Annotated in this window: 13 protein-coding genes; 4 read left to right on the plus strand and 9 right to left on the minus strand. The window is 42.2% G+C overall.

Annotation, left to right across the window (positions count from 1 at the left end; all coding sequences use genetic code 11):
• Positions 1–137: 137 nt before the first annotated feature.
• The 3 genes from GQR93_RS15310 to GQR93_RS11045 all read right to left on the minus strand — a co-directional run bounded on the left by GQR93_RS15310 (position 138) and on the right by GQR93_RS11045 (position 1,825).
• Positions 138–311, minus strand: coding sequence for a hypothetical protein (locus tag GQR93_RS15310; protein ID WP_003559433.1), 174 nt, complete (start codon positions 309–311; stop codon positions 138–140).
• Between the two features lie 160 nt (positions 312–471).
• A complete protein-coding gene (locus GQR93_RS11040; protein ID WP_004466811.1) occupies positions 472–1,371 on the minus strand; it encodes an RluA family pseudouridine synthase in 900 nt (299 codons plus the stop codon).
• The gene (locus tag GQR93_RS11045; RefSeq protein ID WP_004466809.1) at positions 1,349–1,825 is read right to left on the minus strand and encodes a GNAT family N-acetyltransferase; all 477 of its coding nucleotides are present in this window, start codon (positions 1,823–1,825) and stop codon (positions 1,349–1,351) included. The genes GQR93_RS11040 and GQR93_RS11045 overlap by 23 nt, the downstream gene beginning before the upstream one ends.
• A 439-nt stretch (positions 1,826–2,264) precedes the next feature.
• Between GQR93_RS11045 and GQR93_RS11050 the strand changes: the two genes are divergently transcribed.
• The 3 genes from GQR93_RS11050 (at position 2,265) to GQR93_RS11060 (ending at position 5,802) form a co-directional block, all read left to right on the plus strand.
• Positions 2,265–3,917: a hypothetical protein gene (locus GQR93_RS11050; protein ID WP_225430333.1), complete on the plus strand. Its 1,653-nt coding sequence runs from the start codon at positions 2,265–2,267 to the stop codon at positions 3,915–3,917.
• Positions 3,918–3,938: 21 nt separating this feature from the next.
• The gene (locus GQR93_RS11055; RefSeq protein ID WP_004466806.1) at positions 3,939–5,324 is read left to right on the plus strand and encodes a hypothetical protein; all 1,386 of its coding nucleotides are present in this window, start codon (positions 3,939–3,941) and stop codon (positions 5,322–5,324) included.
• Between the two features lie 148 nt (positions 5,325–5,472).
• Entirely contained in the window at positions 5,473–5,802 is a 330-nt protein-coding gene (locus GQR93_RS11060; RefSeq protein WP_003559421.1) for a heavy metal-binding domain-containing protein, read from the plus strand.
• Positions 5,803–5,877: 75 nt separating this feature from the next.
• Here the strand turns inward: GQR93_RS11060 and GQR93_RS11065 are convergent, their stop codons facing one another.
• The 6 genes from GQR93_RS11065 to GQR93_RS11090 form a co-directional block, all read right to left on the minus strand.
• A complete protein-coding gene (locus GQR93_RS11065) occupies positions 5,878–7,047 on the minus strand; it encodes an acetylornithine transaminase (protein ID WP_004466802.1) in 1,170 nt (389 codons plus the stop codon).
• Between the two features lie 20 nt (positions 7,048–7,067).
• A complete protein-coding gene (gene argB / locus GQR93_RS11070) occupies positions 7,068–7,817 on the minus strand; it encodes an acetylglutamate kinase (RefSeq protein ID WP_004466800.1) in 750 nt (249 codons plus the stop codon).
• Positions 7,818–7,829: 12 nt separating this feature from the next.
• Entirely contained in the window at positions 7,830–9,038 is a 1,209-nt protein-coding gene (gene argJ, locus GQR93_RS11075) for a bifunctional glutamate N-acetyltransferase/amino-acid acetyltransferase ArgJ (RefSeq protein WP_004466798.1), read from the minus strand.
• A 195-nt stretch (positions 9,039–9,233) separates the two neighbouring features.
• On the minus strand, positions 9,234–10,262 hold the full coding sequence (argC, locus tag GQR93_RS11080) for an N-acetyl-gamma-glutamyl-phosphate reductase (protein WP_003555427.1): 1,029 nt from the start codon (positions 10,260–10,262) through the stop codon (positions 9,234–9,236).
• A 674-nt stretch (positions 10,263–10,936) separates the two neighbouring features.
• Positions 10,937–12,250 (minus strand): O-acetylhomoserine aminocarboxypropyltransferase/cysteine synthase family protein, encoded by a 1,314-nt coding sequence (locus tag GQR93_RS11085; protein ID WP_004466796.1) that lies wholly within the window; start codon positions 12,248–12,250, stop codon positions 10,937–10,939.
• Entirely contained in the window at positions 12,247–13,128 is an 882-nt protein-coding gene (locus GQR93_RS11090; protein WP_004466794.1) for a homoserine O-acetyltransferase/O-succinyltransferase family protein, read from the minus strand. Before GQR93_RS11090 ends, GQR93_RS11085 begins: the two co-directional genes overlap by 4 nt.
• A gap of 897 nt (positions 13,129–14,025) precedes the next feature.
• Between GQR93_RS11090 and GQR93_RS11095 the strand changes: the two genes are divergently transcribed.
• Complete coding sequence (locus GQR93_RS11095) at positions 14,026–14,802, plus strand: threonine/serine exporter family protein (protein ID WP_035444677.1); 777 nt, start codon at positions 14,026–14,028, stop codon at positions 14,800–14,802.
• The last annotated feature ends 3 nt before the right edge of the window (positions 14,803–14,805 follow it).

The raw sequence follows: 14,805 nt of genomic DNA on the forward strand, positions 1-14,805 counted from the left end.
AAAAGGAGCTGCCTAACCAAACACAGAACTCAATATTAAGACTGCTTATCCAACCTTAACAATCATCACAATATCATAAACCCAAGAACATAGAAATATCAGACATTATTCCGGTCAAACTCGCTAACAACACAACATTATGCCTTAATTAAATCAGTCTTCGCTTTGGATAACGCGTCTTTAATCGCCTTAATATGCTTCTGGGCTTCCTCGTCGTTCTTGTTATCCTTTAACCATGCAAGCACGGAAACGTTGTTTTCTAATTCTGCAATAATTTTTTTGACCGTCAGATCGGTCTCTTCGGTAGACATATCTAGTCTCCTCCTTAATTTGATACCGCTATCATAACGTGAAGCCGGGGAAACTTCAACCGGAATGCCTCCGATTTTAGTAAATTCTCATTATCGATTCAGCGCATCATTTTAAGCCTTGTTCTAACAACGTTACGCAGTGAGCAAGATGAGTATTATTTTAATCTAAAATCGAGCTCATATCTTTTGGTAACGGGCTTTTAAGCTTAATCTCCGATTGAGAGAACGGATCATTAAAACCTAACATCACCGCGTGAAGTGCTTGCCGATCAATTCCCATATTCATCGGGCCATGATACAGTTGATCGCCCAGTAACGGATGACCTATAGACGCAAAATGAACTCTGATTTGATGGGTACGCCCCGTGTGTAAGGCAACCTCCACCAGCATATCATCATTTAAGCGCTGCCTCACCCAATATTCGGTATCCGAAAAGCGGCCATCATCTGAAATGATCTGACCATAACCATTTGGATCCTTTGCAATCGGTTTTTGAATTCGACCATGATCCGGCAAACCACCACCACTCACAACCGCTAAGTAACGTTTATGGAGCTGTTTGGCCGCCAACAGTTCGTTTGCCAGGCTGTTTGCCAACCGATGCTTTGCAATTAATACCAAGCCACTGGTAAAACGGTCCAATCTGGTGATAATATGTGGCACCAGGTCTGTTACACCGGCTCGCACCAAATATCCTTTCACCCGATTTACCAAAGTATCGTCACGATTAGCAGGTCCCGGTACTACCGTTAAGCCTGCCGGTTTATCGACAACCAGCCAGTTATCATCTTCATAAACCACTTTGATTGGTTGTTCACTAACAGCAACGTTTGGGTCACCGGCTTCATCAGGTAAAATAACCGTCACTTGATCACCATCCGCAAGTTTAGTCTGACTATCACTTGATCGACTGTTTATCAAAACTTGCCCACTGGTCTTGATATTCTTATACATTCGATGACTGATTCCGTGAGTATTTAAAAACTTTTTTAGCGTCTTTGGTTCATTTGATTGTTTTTGCCAAGTAAATTTCAATCTAATCCTCTTTCTTTTTATCATCAAACCGATACACCAAATAAAGCATATCCAGTGCCTGAATGCCATTTTCATAAATCGATTGATCATAATTCGAGAAAAAATCGGGTACAATATGATCAAATCGGAAGCCATTTTTTTGATAAAATTTGAAGTTTTCGATACTGGAGTTGGCTGTTCCGACATATATCCGCTTATAATGATTGCCTCGACAAAGTTCAATAAGGCTTTGAAGTGCCGTTGAACCAATATGCCGCCCTCGGTATTCAGGTAAAATCGCTATATTCTTGATTTCAAGTGTCTCATCATCAATCTCAACTAGATGAAGAACGCCAACCACTTTATCCCCCACCACAATTTTAAACAATTCTCCCGAATCAAGATAGCTTTTAACCATTGTTTCATCGGGATCCGCAAGTTTTAAAAAACTAAGGTAATTTTGACGATCACGATTAACGGTTTCCAAATACACTTTCATTTCTAACAGCCCTCCAATCAGCTTTGATATTAGTTAGCAGTTCCTCCTAATTGATCATTAGACGCCTGGTCATTCTCATTCAAGCGTTGCTGAACAATCATAATCGTCTTAACCTTTTTCATGTGAAAACGTTACCCATTATTCAGTAAGAAAGTTTAATCCGTTTTCACATAAGCCTTTGTCAAACCTGACGATGTACGTTATAATATTTACTGCATAGTGATGACGATCTTCTAAACCACATTAGGCGTCTCACAAGTGCACTTGCCGCTTCTCAGAAATGAGAAGCGGTTTATTTTTTCACTACTTATTTTCAAACAATGTAAAATCTCCGTAAACGTCCGGTAAAAGTTCTGTCAATTCCAATTTTCGACTACGATTTCACGGTATCATCATATCGTACTCACTAATGTATAGAAATCGTTTGGAGGTTTATATTTTGAATAAGTTTAAGTGGAAAAGTCCGATCGTGCTTGGCTTGGCAGCTTTTAGCCTATTTTCAACCGGCGCTTTGTTAATCGCTTCTCAAGCTAGTGCTGCTCACGTGCCTGAACAAATTACCAACAATCAAAAGTTAACAACAGACGCACAAAACCGTAACGTCACATTCACAGGAACCACTGCCCTCTACACAAAGCCATCCGTCAAAAAGGGAGCCCAGGAGGTTATCAGCAAGGTTGCGCTCAAAGAACTGGCAAAATCGGATTCATCGGCCGATAATTTTGTTGCCTACCGTCAGGCAACCACAAAAAATGGTCAAGTTTATTATAAAATTGTTTCTTTTGACGGACAGTATCGAGGTTGGATTTACGGTGGCAAACACGTCGGAAAATTTGCCGGTGGTTTGGAAAAATTCACAGCTTTCAAGGAAATCCCGCTACCAAGTAATTTAGCCAAGTACACATTTAACATTGCGGCACCCGGAATGAACAACGATGGTAAAAGTGTTACATATACAGAACCCATGAACACGGTTTATGGGGCCGGCAGGACAGTTGGAGACGCCGTTGCCTATAAAAACGCCGCGTTTAAAATTGATAAAATGGGCACCAGAACTCGAGAAGGAGACACTTGGGTTCATGTGACAAGCGTTGACCAAACAGCGGCTAAACTTAACGGCTGGATTCTGTACAAAGGATTGTCCCAAGCTGAGGATCCCCTTTCCGGTACTGCAGTTCGTATCGATTTGGTTAACAGTAGCGGACAACTGATAAAATATATCGATTATCAAAAGCCAAACGCCCAATCCGGGAAAACACTCGGTCTTTCTTATTCGGATGACGGCACCGAAGTTTGGCTGTTAGGGGCCTCGGATCAGCAGAAACTCCAGGACAATATCAGAGATGCCCTGAAAGGAACCGGTTATTCATTAGAAACGCTTTCGGCCAACCAAACTGGTTATCTTGCCGAAGCAACCGTTGGTGGCAAAACATCACTAACAGCTGCACAAGCGGATTCAATACCGAATGATGCTGTTCAGATCAACATTATTAATCAAACGGATGGCGTCATTGGTTCTTTTAATTATACCAAACCGGGTGCTTCTGCCGGCCAATCACTCGCAGCAACCGATAATGGAACCACCGGACTCTCAAGTGATGATCAAAACGCCATCCAGGCTGATATTAAGACGGCACTTAAATCTACGGGTTATTCATTAAATGCTTTATCGTCCTCGCAGCTTGAACAACTGGCTAACGCCCAATTCGGAAATTCAGTGTACCTGAAAACAACGACCAAGACAACAGACATTTCGGATAACGCTGTCAGAATTAATTTCGTCGATCCTTCAACCAAAAAAATCGTCACTTCCATCGATTACACAAACACTGATGCAGACGATCCGGCACCTAAAGGATCCGACTTGGGCGTTCAATCCGGTAATAACTGGACATTAAAATCCGAAGACAATACCGCGATTACGAACGAAGCAATTACGACTTTGGATGGAACCGGTTATTCATTAACTGATAATAAATTGTCGGATGCCGATCTTGCCACAATTGGTGCAGCCAAATTCGGCAGCTCGGTTAGTATCAATGTCAGTACCGATAATGCCCAAGCTACGACAAATCAGTCATCAACTCATTAATTATTGAAGGGACGAAATCAAATGAAGACTCGTTTAAAGCCAGTCGCACTGCTTTTATTTTCTTTTATTAGTATGCTTTGTCTAACACAAGTTGTCTCGGCAGACGTTCTCGACGCGCCCGATCCTGCCAACAATATTCCCCAGGTTAACGCCGGTAACGTGTTGAAAGATTACACCCAGAAGAACCTTAACGTCATTGACAACACGACACCCAAAGGAAACATGGATCGAAAATATATTGAAAGAACGATCGATGAAAACGATCCGGGAACTGTTGAATCTTATTCGACAACGCCGGATAGTACCCAACAAACCACTTTACAAACCAAATTATATCTGCCGGATGGCTTCAATGTTACCAATTATCAGCATGGTAACTTTCAAAGTGTGACCCTTGACGACTCTGGAAATATGTATTTTATTGAATCAAACGGAAGCGACACAAATTTAGGCGTCATTGTTAAATATAATTTAGCAGATTTAAATAAATTAGGTGCCGGTTCCGACCCGATGATTGTCTGGAATGCTTTTAACTACTTTAACCCCTACACAGACGAAGGCGTTCAACATAATCAACAATATGAGGATGCTTATGAACAATTAAAGGCACCAAATGCCGACCTCAAAAAAATTAAATCCGAGGTCCAAAACCTTCAGTCAACAACAAGCAAAAAAGATGCTACCAAGGCTAATCGACAGAAACTGTCTGCATTGGAAAACCAACTTGAAACGGATCAAAAACAAATCAAGCGCATTAAGCAACAGAATCCTGATCTGTTTAAATACGCGGCAGTTGCCCAGGCAGCTCAATTAAGTCCCCAAGTCGACATCGGTCACGGTCAAACGCTCTCTTTTAATCCACAAAATAAACACCTTTACATTGTAGAAGATAATACGCTCACGGATTTAAAGACACGCAATCAAAACAATACCGTTTTGGAAATGACAACGGACTCCTTAAAACCACTTCGTCAGTATAATTTTAAAATGTACCATGGTGATTCCGGAAATTTACAATTACACACCCTGACATTTGATAAACAGGGTAATGCCTACTGGGGTCGAAAAAATGGTTTAGGGTATATGTTCTTCTATGGTCGTTTGGACCAACACGACGTCCAGTTCCAGGCTGCCCCAACCTACTTTAAGAACCGTGGTGGATCCCCAAACCAGGGTGTCAGCTATAATCCGGCAAACGACCGGCTTTACTATGTTACAGATGATATTTTAACGTCCATTCCAACCCAGTCAGTCCGTGACGGCAGTTTTACTGCCAATGATATCCATTACACCGCGTTTACTTCCAAACGTGAATGCGAAAGTCTAACCTTTGATCAACAAGGATATGGCTATCAACTCATGTTATGGCCGGCCGAGATACTCAAATCAAGTACGCCGTTGGACTAAAAGGCGGTTTAATCCGCGACGTTATCCGTTACCATATTTTCTCAGACAATCATCTCCCAACCTCTTGCCGAAACTAGTATAATAACCATTGAGACAGCAATGCTGATTCTGGGTATAGGTCTCAAATAAGTAGTTGGGAGTGGATCCTATGAGTGACAAGAAATTTATTATTTCAACGACTGAACATATTCCAGGTAAGGAATATGAAGTGATCGGAGAAGTTTTCGGCTTAACAACTCAATCCAAAAACGTTGTTAGAAATATCGGCGCCAGCTTAAAGAACATCGTTGGTGGCGAAATTAAAGACTACACGAAGATGCTTGACGAAGCCAGGGAAGTTTCTGTTCAACGCCTACAGGCCAATGCAGAAAAAATGGGTGCCGATGCCGTGGTGATGATGCGTTTTGACTCCGGGTCGATTGGTGCCGATATGCAGTCGGTTGCTGCGTATGGCACAGCCGTTAAGTATACAAACTAATTTAAATTTTCTCTAACAAAAAGAAGAAATTCACCAGTTTAAAATATGGTGAATTTCTTCTTTTTTATAGCCCTTTTAAAGCTGATCAATCGGCGATTTCGCTAAATCAGCCTGCTTTTGCAACTCATTTTGAATCAGATTAACCCCTGCCAATAAATCATGTTCACTCATTACCAGTGGCGGCAACAATCGTAACGTATTATGTTCGGCTGATAGCGTCAATATGCCCTGTTGTTGCAAATCGGCAATGACATCGCCTACTTTAACGTTGCCGGTTAAATGAATACCGATCATTAATCCCAAACCGCTAATATCTTTAACAATCGATAACGGCTTCAATGCTTTTTCCAATGCGTCAAATACAACCTGACTTTTCACCTGAACAATCTTTAAAAAGTCTGGTGTCAATTGTTGCAGAACACCCTTTGCCGAAGACAATGCGATTTTATTGCCACCAAAGGTTGTCCCGTGTGAACCGGGGCCAAACGCACTGGCCAGTTTCTTTTTACCGAGCATCGCACCAATTGGCAGCCCATTTCCCAACGCCTTGGCACATGTCACGATATCCGGGTCAACGTCAAACTGTTCATAGGCAAATTTCGTACCTGTTCGGCCAATCCCCGTTTGGACTTCATCGACAATCATTAAGATACCCAGTTCATGACATTTTTGTGAGACAGCTTTTAGCCAATGACTATCTCCCGGCACAACACCGCCTTCTCCTTGAACAATTTCAAGAATGACTGCTGCATAGTCCGACGTCATTTGATCAATCGAAGAAAAGTCATTGTAAGAAGCAAAATCAATTCCCGGAACCAGGGGTGCAAAACCGGCTTGAATATCCGGATTACCAGTCAAAGACATTGATCCATAAGTCCGGCCATGAAAACCGTTCTTAAATGCCAGAACCTTTGCCTTACCCGTATACTTTCGAGCCAACTTAAAAGCGGCTTCATTGGCTTCAGTCCCCGAATTACAGAAGAATGCCAGCATCCCTTCAGGTGCCACCATTTCAGCTACATCATCCTGCAGCTGGCTTGGATAAAGATTTGATGTATGCCAGACCTTGCCAAGCTGCTCAACAACATTCTGTTGAATCAATTCATTGCTGTAACCAAAACTGCAAACCCCGATACCACTGGTGAAATCCAAATAGTCTTTGCCATCATTATCTACCAAATGCCAATCGTGACCGGAAACCAGTTCCATTGGGAATTGTTGATATGTTGGAAAAATATGCTTCATAATTAACTTCCTTCCTAACCCTAACCGACTAATTGATTCTTCAATAAGGTTGTGCCGGCACTTTGTAGTTTATTTGTGATCGTCACTTTTTTAACACCATTTTGCAATGCATCAAAAGCCGCCTGAATCTTTGGTTGCATCCCGGCCGTAATCAGCTTACTTTTAAACATCTTATTTGCTTTTTGTCTCGACAAACTTGACAGAACGTGGTTTTCAACCATCACTCCTGGAACATCGGTCAATAAAATAAACGCTTCTGCGCCCAACATTCTGGCAATTCCCGCAGCTGCCACGTCACCATTGACATTCAGTAGCTGGCCTGCCTGGCCGACTGCCAACGGTGCCGTGATCCCAATATGATCTTTTAAAGCCGTTGCTATGTAATCCTGATTGATATCAGTTAGCTGACCGACTTCACCAAATAACTTCTGATTTAAATAGTTTCCAAAGATGATCGGATGACCGGTGGCATTTAGTCCCAGTGCCGGTAACCCTGCCGCCGTTACCTTCTGACAGAGCGTTGGTTGAACCAGTCCCAGTAGAACCGCCTGGGTGACTTTGAGTACATCCGGGTCTGTTACCCGAATCCCGTCGATCTTTTTAACCGTTAATCCCAGCTTCTTGCTCCAAGAAGAAATTTGAGGTCCACCGCCATGAACAATCAAAATTTGCTTTCCCTCATCGTGCCAATGATGAAGCTGTTTAAAGAATTCCGGAGACAGGTTTTCGGCAGCATGTCCGCCGATTTTAATGACAATTGTTTGACCCATTTACAATGCCCCCTAACTTCGGTATGAGGCATTGATCTGAACGTATTTATACGTTAAATCGCATCCCCAAGCGGTACCGGTATCAGTACCGGCATTCAAATCAACATCAATCGTAACCACTTTTTCTGTCAATGTTTTGGCAACCTCGTTCTCACTATAATCGGCTGCCAGACTATTTTTAACCATTTGAATGCCGTTGATTGAGACACTCACACCATTCAGATCAACGTGTGCCGTTGTCTGCCCGATCGCCTGCATCACACGGCCCCAATTTGCATCGCCTCCAAAGATCATTGCCTTAACAAGATTGGATCCGACAATGGCCTTGGCTACCTGTTGACCTTCAAGTGCGTTATAGGCGCCGGCTACATTGACTTCTACCAATTTGGAAGCACCTTCACCATCCCCGGCAATCTCCTTGGCTAAGTGTGACAAGACCAGCTTAAAAGCTTTCACAAACGTCGGATAATCTTCATGGGACGATGTCAACGAGTCATTTCCGGCCTGCCCATTTGCCATCACAACAACCATATCATTTGTAGACGTATCGCCATCAACGGTAATTTGATTAAATGTCTGATTCACGGTTTCACTTAATAGGCCCTGAAGCTGATTTCCCTCAATTGCCGCATCGGTCGTCACAAATCCCAACATGGTGGCCATATTAGGATGAATCATACCTGAGCCTTTGCAAAATCCGGTTAAAGTCACCTTTTTGTTATCGATTAGACAGGTGACGGTAATGGTTTTTGCGTGCGTATCCGTTGTTAAAACCGCTTTGGTAACATCATCGGATTTTGTTAAGCCCAAACCGTCGATGCCTTTTTTAATCTTATCAAGTGGTAATTGCTCCCCGATAACACCGGTTGAAGCAACCCCAACCAAGTTTGAATCAATTTTCAATTTATCGGCGGCAGCCTTTTGCATAGCTGCTGCATCATGTGTCCCCTGCACGCCTGTACAGGAATTAGCATTACCGCTATTCATCACAATTGCCTGCAATTTATGGGCCAGGTTAATGGTTTGCTTGGTTAAAGCTGTTGGCGCAGCTTGAAATTGATTGGTGGTATAAACACCTGCAGCGTCTGCCGGCACCTTGGAAACAAGCCAGCCAAGATCATCCGCGTCCTTTTTTAAACCAGCGTGACCGGCATCTGTATAAAATCCTGCCGGCCACTCAAATGTGCTTACTTCAATGGAACTTTCACTCGTTATTTGCATAAATCGTCTTCCTCTCAATATCTTTTAAAATCGTTAAGTTTAGTTTCAGCTTTTTATCATTCTCTAATTGACAACCTGCAGACTGATTTGCCTAAGAATAGCTCCGCATGTAAGAGATTCATTTCAAAAATCCAAAGTCGGGATTTCCGAAATGAACGTCTTACACTCCGAACGCTAACCACTTTGATCCGCACACTACACCAGCATCTGTTTCAACTTCAACCCGGCCGTCTGCTCATAGTCAAACATCTGATTAAAGTTCTGAACTGCTTGGCCTGCGGCACCTTTTAACATATTGTCAATAACACTGTCAATCATGACAACCTTTGTGTCCGGGTTGTAAGCCAATCCAATATCACAATTATTTGTACCAACAACCTGCTTTATCGTTGGCAAATCGGTTTCGGTGAAGTGAACAAATGGTTTTTGATCATACGTCTTATGATAGGCTTGGCTTAATTGTGCTTCGGTAACCCCATCGTTAACGTGAGCATAAATTGTGCTCATAATTCCTCGAGTCACCGGAATCAACGTGGTCATAAATTGAATACTCGAAACGGCTTTATCCCATTTATGAAGTTCCTGAACAATTTCTGGAATATGCTGATGCTGATTTGGTTTATATATCTGAAGATTGTCATTAGTTTCCGTAAAGTGGGTCGTAGCAGATAATTTTTTCCCTGCCCCGGATGTCCCCGACTTAGCGTCAACAATCACACTTTTAACATCAACCAACTGATTTTGAATCAGTGGTGCCAATCCAAGTAACGTTGCAGTTGCGTAGCATCCCGGGTTAGCGACATATGTTTGATCCTTAACTGATTCAAATTCGGCCAAGCCATATTGGGCCTGCCGCAAGTACTTCTCCGGTGCGGCCGGCTTGTGATACCATTTTTCATAACTACTTTCGGTATTTAAACGCATGTCTCCAGAAAGATCGATAACTGGAAAATGGTTTTCAAGATATGGCCGGCTAAGTTTTGATGTCACCCCTGCCGATGTCGCAAAAAAAACGACATCATTATCTGCCATGATTTGTGTCGGATCATAAGGATCAACCTCGGCATCCTCATATTTAAATACCGGTGCGACACTTTCCAAAGTTGTTGGTTCAGTTAACTTATGATCATAAATATTAATTTTTTTAATATTCGGATGATCCTTTAATAATTGATAAAGGACCATTCCGGCGTAACCCGTTACGCCAACTAACGCTGCTTGCATCCAATCGCCTCTGTGTTATTCACGTAATGTGAATATTAATGAATTGTGAATAGATTACATCTTCATGAGACAAAATGCAATACTTTTTAGAAATATTCATTATTTTTATTTATTTGATAATTTTATTCACTCATTTTTTAGACTACTCGCTTGCATCATTCTGCAACAGTTGGCGTACCTAATGAATTCAAACGCATATTAAAATAATTTTATGTATAAAAATAACGAACGGGTTTTCAGCCCGTTCGCCATTTAAATTGTCAGTATGAGTTAGTAAAAATATTGTTGTTATATCATGCAGGGGCAATCATTAGGGCTAATTCTCTAATTTAGCTTAATTGTTGCCTTATACTCCGAACATCAACCGTTTTGATCCGCACACTTTTTTAGGACTGCTCCTCAAAGCAACGTTCTGCATGTAAGAGATTCATTTCAAAAATCCAAAGTCGGGATTTCCGAAATGAACGTCTTACACTCCGAACGCTAACCGCTTTGATCCGCACACTTTTTTAGGACTGCTCCTCAAAGCAACGTTCTGCATGTAAGAGATTTATTTCAAAAATCCAAAATCGGGATTTCCGAAATGAACGTCTTACACTCCGAACGCTAACCGCTTTGATCCGCACACTTTTTTAGGACTGCTTCTCACGCTCACCAGTTAAACAAGAACCATGCTATTCTGCGACTTTTTGATCTTCTTCCACTGGAATCTTATCCAGTGCCTGTGTTAAATCAGCAATCAGATCATCCGCATTTTCAACCCCAACAGAAACTCGAATCAAGTCCGGTGTAATACCAGCTTCTTTAAGTTCTTCCTCATTAAGTTGGGCATGGGTTGTTGACGCCGGATGAATGATTAATGATTTTGCATCGGCAACGTTTGCCAATAATGAAAAGAGTTTCAAATTCTCAATTAATTGCTTGCCGGCTTTTTCGCCGCCCTTCAGACCAAGTGTGAAGATTGAACCGACACCCTTTGGGAAGTACTTTTCAGCAAGATCATGATACTTGCTGTCTTCAAGACCGGGATAATTAATCCAGGCAACCTTTGGATGGTTATGAAGGAAGTTAACAATCTTTTTGGTGTTTTCAACGTGGCGTTCAACTCTCAATGACAAGGATTCGAGTCCTTGTAAGAGTAGGAATGAGTTGAATGGACTGATTGTGGCCCCAAGGTCACGCAATGATTCTGCCCGCACCTTGGTTGTGAAAGCTCCCCCGCCAAGATCGGCGAATACCAAACCATTATATTGTGCGTTAGGTTCCGTAAAGCCTGGGTAACGACCACTGGCCTTCCAGTCAAATTGACCGTTTTCAACAATGACGCCGCCCATTGTGGTTCCGTGGCCGCCAATAAATTTAGTAGCTGAATGAACGACCACGTCGGCACCATGATCCAATGGGCGAACTAAGTATGGTGTACCAAATGTGTTATCAACGATCAGGATGATACCGTGCTTATGCGCAATGGCAGCAACTGCTTCAAAGTCAATCAGGTTAATCCCAGGGTTACCGATACTTTCAATGTAGAGTGCCTTGGTATGTTCGTTGATAGGTGCCTCAAAGTTGGCCGGGTCATCCGGGTCAACGAAATGGGTCTTAATGCCGAGTTTTGGTAGTGTCACGTTAAAGAGGTTAAATGTGCCACCGTACAGGGTACTTGCGGAAACAATTTCGTCACCCTTTCCGGCAACGTTTAAAATAGCAGCCGTAATAGCAGCTGATCCAGTTGCCAAGGTCACTCCGGCAGTTCCGTTTTCAAGGGCTGCAACCCGCTTGTCGACTACATCGGTTGTTGGGTTGGTCAGACGTGTATAAATGTTACCCGGATCAGTTAATCCAAATCGGCCGGCTGCCTGTTCCGGATTGTCAAACACGTATGATGTGGTTTGATAAATCGGCACGGCACGTGATCCGGTTTCATCAACTGTTTGGCCTGCATGTACTTGTAATGTTTCAAAATGTAATTCGTTGTTTTCTTCTGTCATAATGAGATTCCTACTTTCTTATCGACTAATAAATGTGTCCAATTTTTATAAAGTTTCTTACTGGCATCCTTCCAGGAATAATTAACGGTTCCAGAAACCGGGTCTGAAAAATAGTTTACAGGAGGATTAATTGGCAGATTCTTGTATCGGTCCCGGTAGTATTCGTTCGCCAATGTTTTTTCCTGGTATTCGGGATGCCCAGTGACATACGTCGTGTGATATGTGTTTGATGAAAGAATCATAGGTCCGGATTGCGGTGCAGTTGCAATCACTTTTAAGTCGCCAGGTAAGTTGGTTTCATCAAGAATGATCTCGGTATGTCGAGATTGCGGCATCCGTAGAAGCCCCCCGGCTCCGAAGCCTCTAGCCAAGGGAGAGTCATGGTCAACACTCACAGCAGTGAAAATACCAAATAATTTATTCGGTAATAATCGTTTTTGAATACCATAATCGAGATAGAGACCTGCTTGTGCTGCCCAACATTCGTGAAGCTGTTGTTTGACGTGGGTTTTTCCCCATTTGATAATCTTTTGAAGTTCATCCCAATAATCAACCTGCTTAAACGGCAGCTTTTCAACCGGCGAACCGGTAATAATCAAACCATCATAATACCTGTCGGCGATTTGATTCCAGCAGACATAATCCGCTTCGATTTTTTCCCGTGAGGTTCCTTTAAAGTGATGGGTATATGGATACATAAAAGTGATGTCCACATCCGAGTCAAGATGGTTGAATCCTGATAAGAACTGAAACTCCGCATCTCTTCTGGTTGGCATGAGATTCAAAATCAGAATCGACACCGGATGCGTTAGTTTTTGATTGGTCCACTGATTTTCGGCGTGGAGAAAGCCGTTTGTTGCGTTTGCTGTCATATACATCAACTCCCAAAATACTTAACGTGAGTGCAACTAGCTTATTTCAACAAATCGCCAAGCTGTTTATTGAAATGATGGTTGTATGAACTTATTTGCTCTACAAAGATAAATGACTGCTTTAATTGAAATTGGTTATGAAACAAATCAGGTTTTGTGCATAAAAAAATTCGCCCCATAGTTTATTCAACTACAGGACGAATTTTCGTGTTACCACCCTTGATTCATTGCTATTTCACAATAACAACCTCATTAGGTACGTCACCTATGTCACTCATAAACAAAAGATTAATTTTCTTCCCCGAATAAAAGAGTCGATGAAAGTCACACCAATCGATGTGTTTATATATCATAAATGCTTCTTACAAAGCATTTATTAAGAACACTTGGATATACCCTGCAATGTATCGGTTGCTACCGGATGCGCCAGCCTTTCAACCAGTACATCAGACTCGGAGCTCATCTTCACGTTGCTGCAAGCTGCTTCTCTCACCAATCGAAGCTCTCTGTTGGGCCTGCGTTTACGTTACTCTTCTCGTCAACGTCTAATAATTCTTTAATAATTGTCACTAACTTTATCATCGTTAATTTAGATTGTCAACTGTCATTTTTAAATTTAAGGTCACACATCTCACAAAACCAGTCTTCGATAGTCAATAACTATCTACAGTTCCTATAATGCGTGCATCACTACTCATGCTCTGATTGGTAGGACTTTAAACTTATTCATTTTTGACACACAAAATCGTCATCCGTGATGCCTTTTTGAGGATTATCCCTAACCAACGATATTTTATTTCTATCACAGAAACGATCATTGAATCATCATGTTTTGCTACACCAAATCTGTTTGTACGCCTATAATGTTTTATATACTTGAAAAAAGATTTGGGGATTATCATCATGGAAAAATCGATCACTGAAGATGACGTGATTTCACTCTGTGGGAAAGTCGGCAAAATATTGCTGACCAGCGGAGCAGAAACCTCTCGAGTTGAGAGTACAGTTGAATATATTGGTAAAGCAGCTCACTATGACATCGCCTGTCACGCCACTATTACCGCCCTTTTTGTCGGCACAAACAATCAGTCCCGCACTCACTTGGTAAAGGTCCGGTTAGGAGACTGGAATCTTCAAAAAGTGGATGAAATCAATACTGTTTCAAGAAAATTTGTTCGTGGTCAACTCGATTTCCATACTTTGAAAGAATCGGTTGAAAAAATTGATCGAAAAGTGATCGATTTTAATTGGCCACTCAAAATTATCGGAGCAGGATTCGTTTCAGTCGCACCAATGCTACTGTTTAAAGCTACTTGGACAGACTTAAGTTATGCTTTTTTTGTCGGCATCATTGGCTATTTAGGGGCGGTATTGGCAGGCTATCGCATCAAAACGCCCTATGTTGCGGCGGGCTGTGGCGGCTTTATTGTTGGCTTTCTGGCGGCTGCCCTTCAATTTTCAGGGCTTGGCAGCAGCGCGGGCAACATTATCGTGAGTGCGTTAATGCCACTGGTTCCCGGGGTTGCTATCACCAACTCGTTTCGAGAAATTATTGATCGAAATACCATTTCCGGTGTCGTCCGAGCAGTTGATGCTGTCATCATTGCCGGTTCAATCGGGGCCGGTGTTGTGATCGGTACGTCATTATGTAAACTGATCTTTGCATGGATCGGAGGTTAAGTC

This window comes from Lentilactobacillus hilgardii, assembly GCF_009832765.1.
GTDB lineage: Bacteria > Bacillota > Bacilli > Lactobacillales > Lactobacillaceae > Lentilactobacillus > Lentilactobacillus hilgardii.

Coding starts and splice junctions, on each gene's coding strand:
- GQR93_RS15310 (WP_003559433.1), bottom strand. CDS start 311: ATGTCTACCGAAGAGACCGATCTGACGGTCAAAAAAATTATTGCAGAA.
- GQR93_RS11040 (WP_004466811.1), bottom strand. CDS start 1,371: ATGATAAAAAGAAAGAGGATTAGATTGAAATTTACTTGGCAAAAACAA.
- GQR93_RS11045 (WP_004466809.1), bottom strand. CDS start 1,825: ATGAAAGTGTATTTGGAAACCGTTAATCGTGATCGTCAAAATTACCTT.
- GQR93_RS11055 (WP_004466806.1), top strand. CDS start 3,939: ATGAAGACTCGTTTAAAGCCAGTCGCACTGCTTTTATTTTCTTTTATT.
- GQR93_RS11060 (WP_003559421.1), top strand. CDS start 5,473: ATGAGTGACAAGAAATTTATTATTTCAACGACTGAACATATTCCAGGT.
- GQR93_RS11065 (WP_004466802.1), bottom strand. CDS start 7,047: ATGAAGCATATTTTTCCAACATATCAACAATTCCCAATGGAACTGGTT.
- argB (WP_004466800.1), bottom strand. CDS start 7,817: ATGGGTCAAACAATTGTCATTAAAATCGGCGGACATGCTGCCGAAAAC.
- argJ (WP_004466798.1), bottom strand. CDS start 9,038: ATGCAAATAACGAGTGAAAGTTCCATTGAAGTAAGCACATTTGAGTGG.
- argC (WP_003555427.1), bottom strand. CDS start 10,262: ATGCAAGCAGCGTTAGTTGGCGTAACGGGTTACGCCGGAATGGTCCTT.
- GQR93_RS11085 (WP_004466796.1), bottom strand. CDS start 12,250: ATGACAGAAGAAAACAACGAATTACATTTTGAAACATTACAAGTACAT.
- GQR93_RS11090 (WP_004466794.1), bottom strand. CDS start 13,128: ATGTATATGACAGCAAACGCAACAAACGGCTTTCTCCACGCCGAAAAT.
- GQR93_RS11095 (WP_035444677.1), top strand. CDS start 14,026: ATGGAAAAATCGATCACTGAAGATGACGTGATTTCACTCTGTGGGAAA.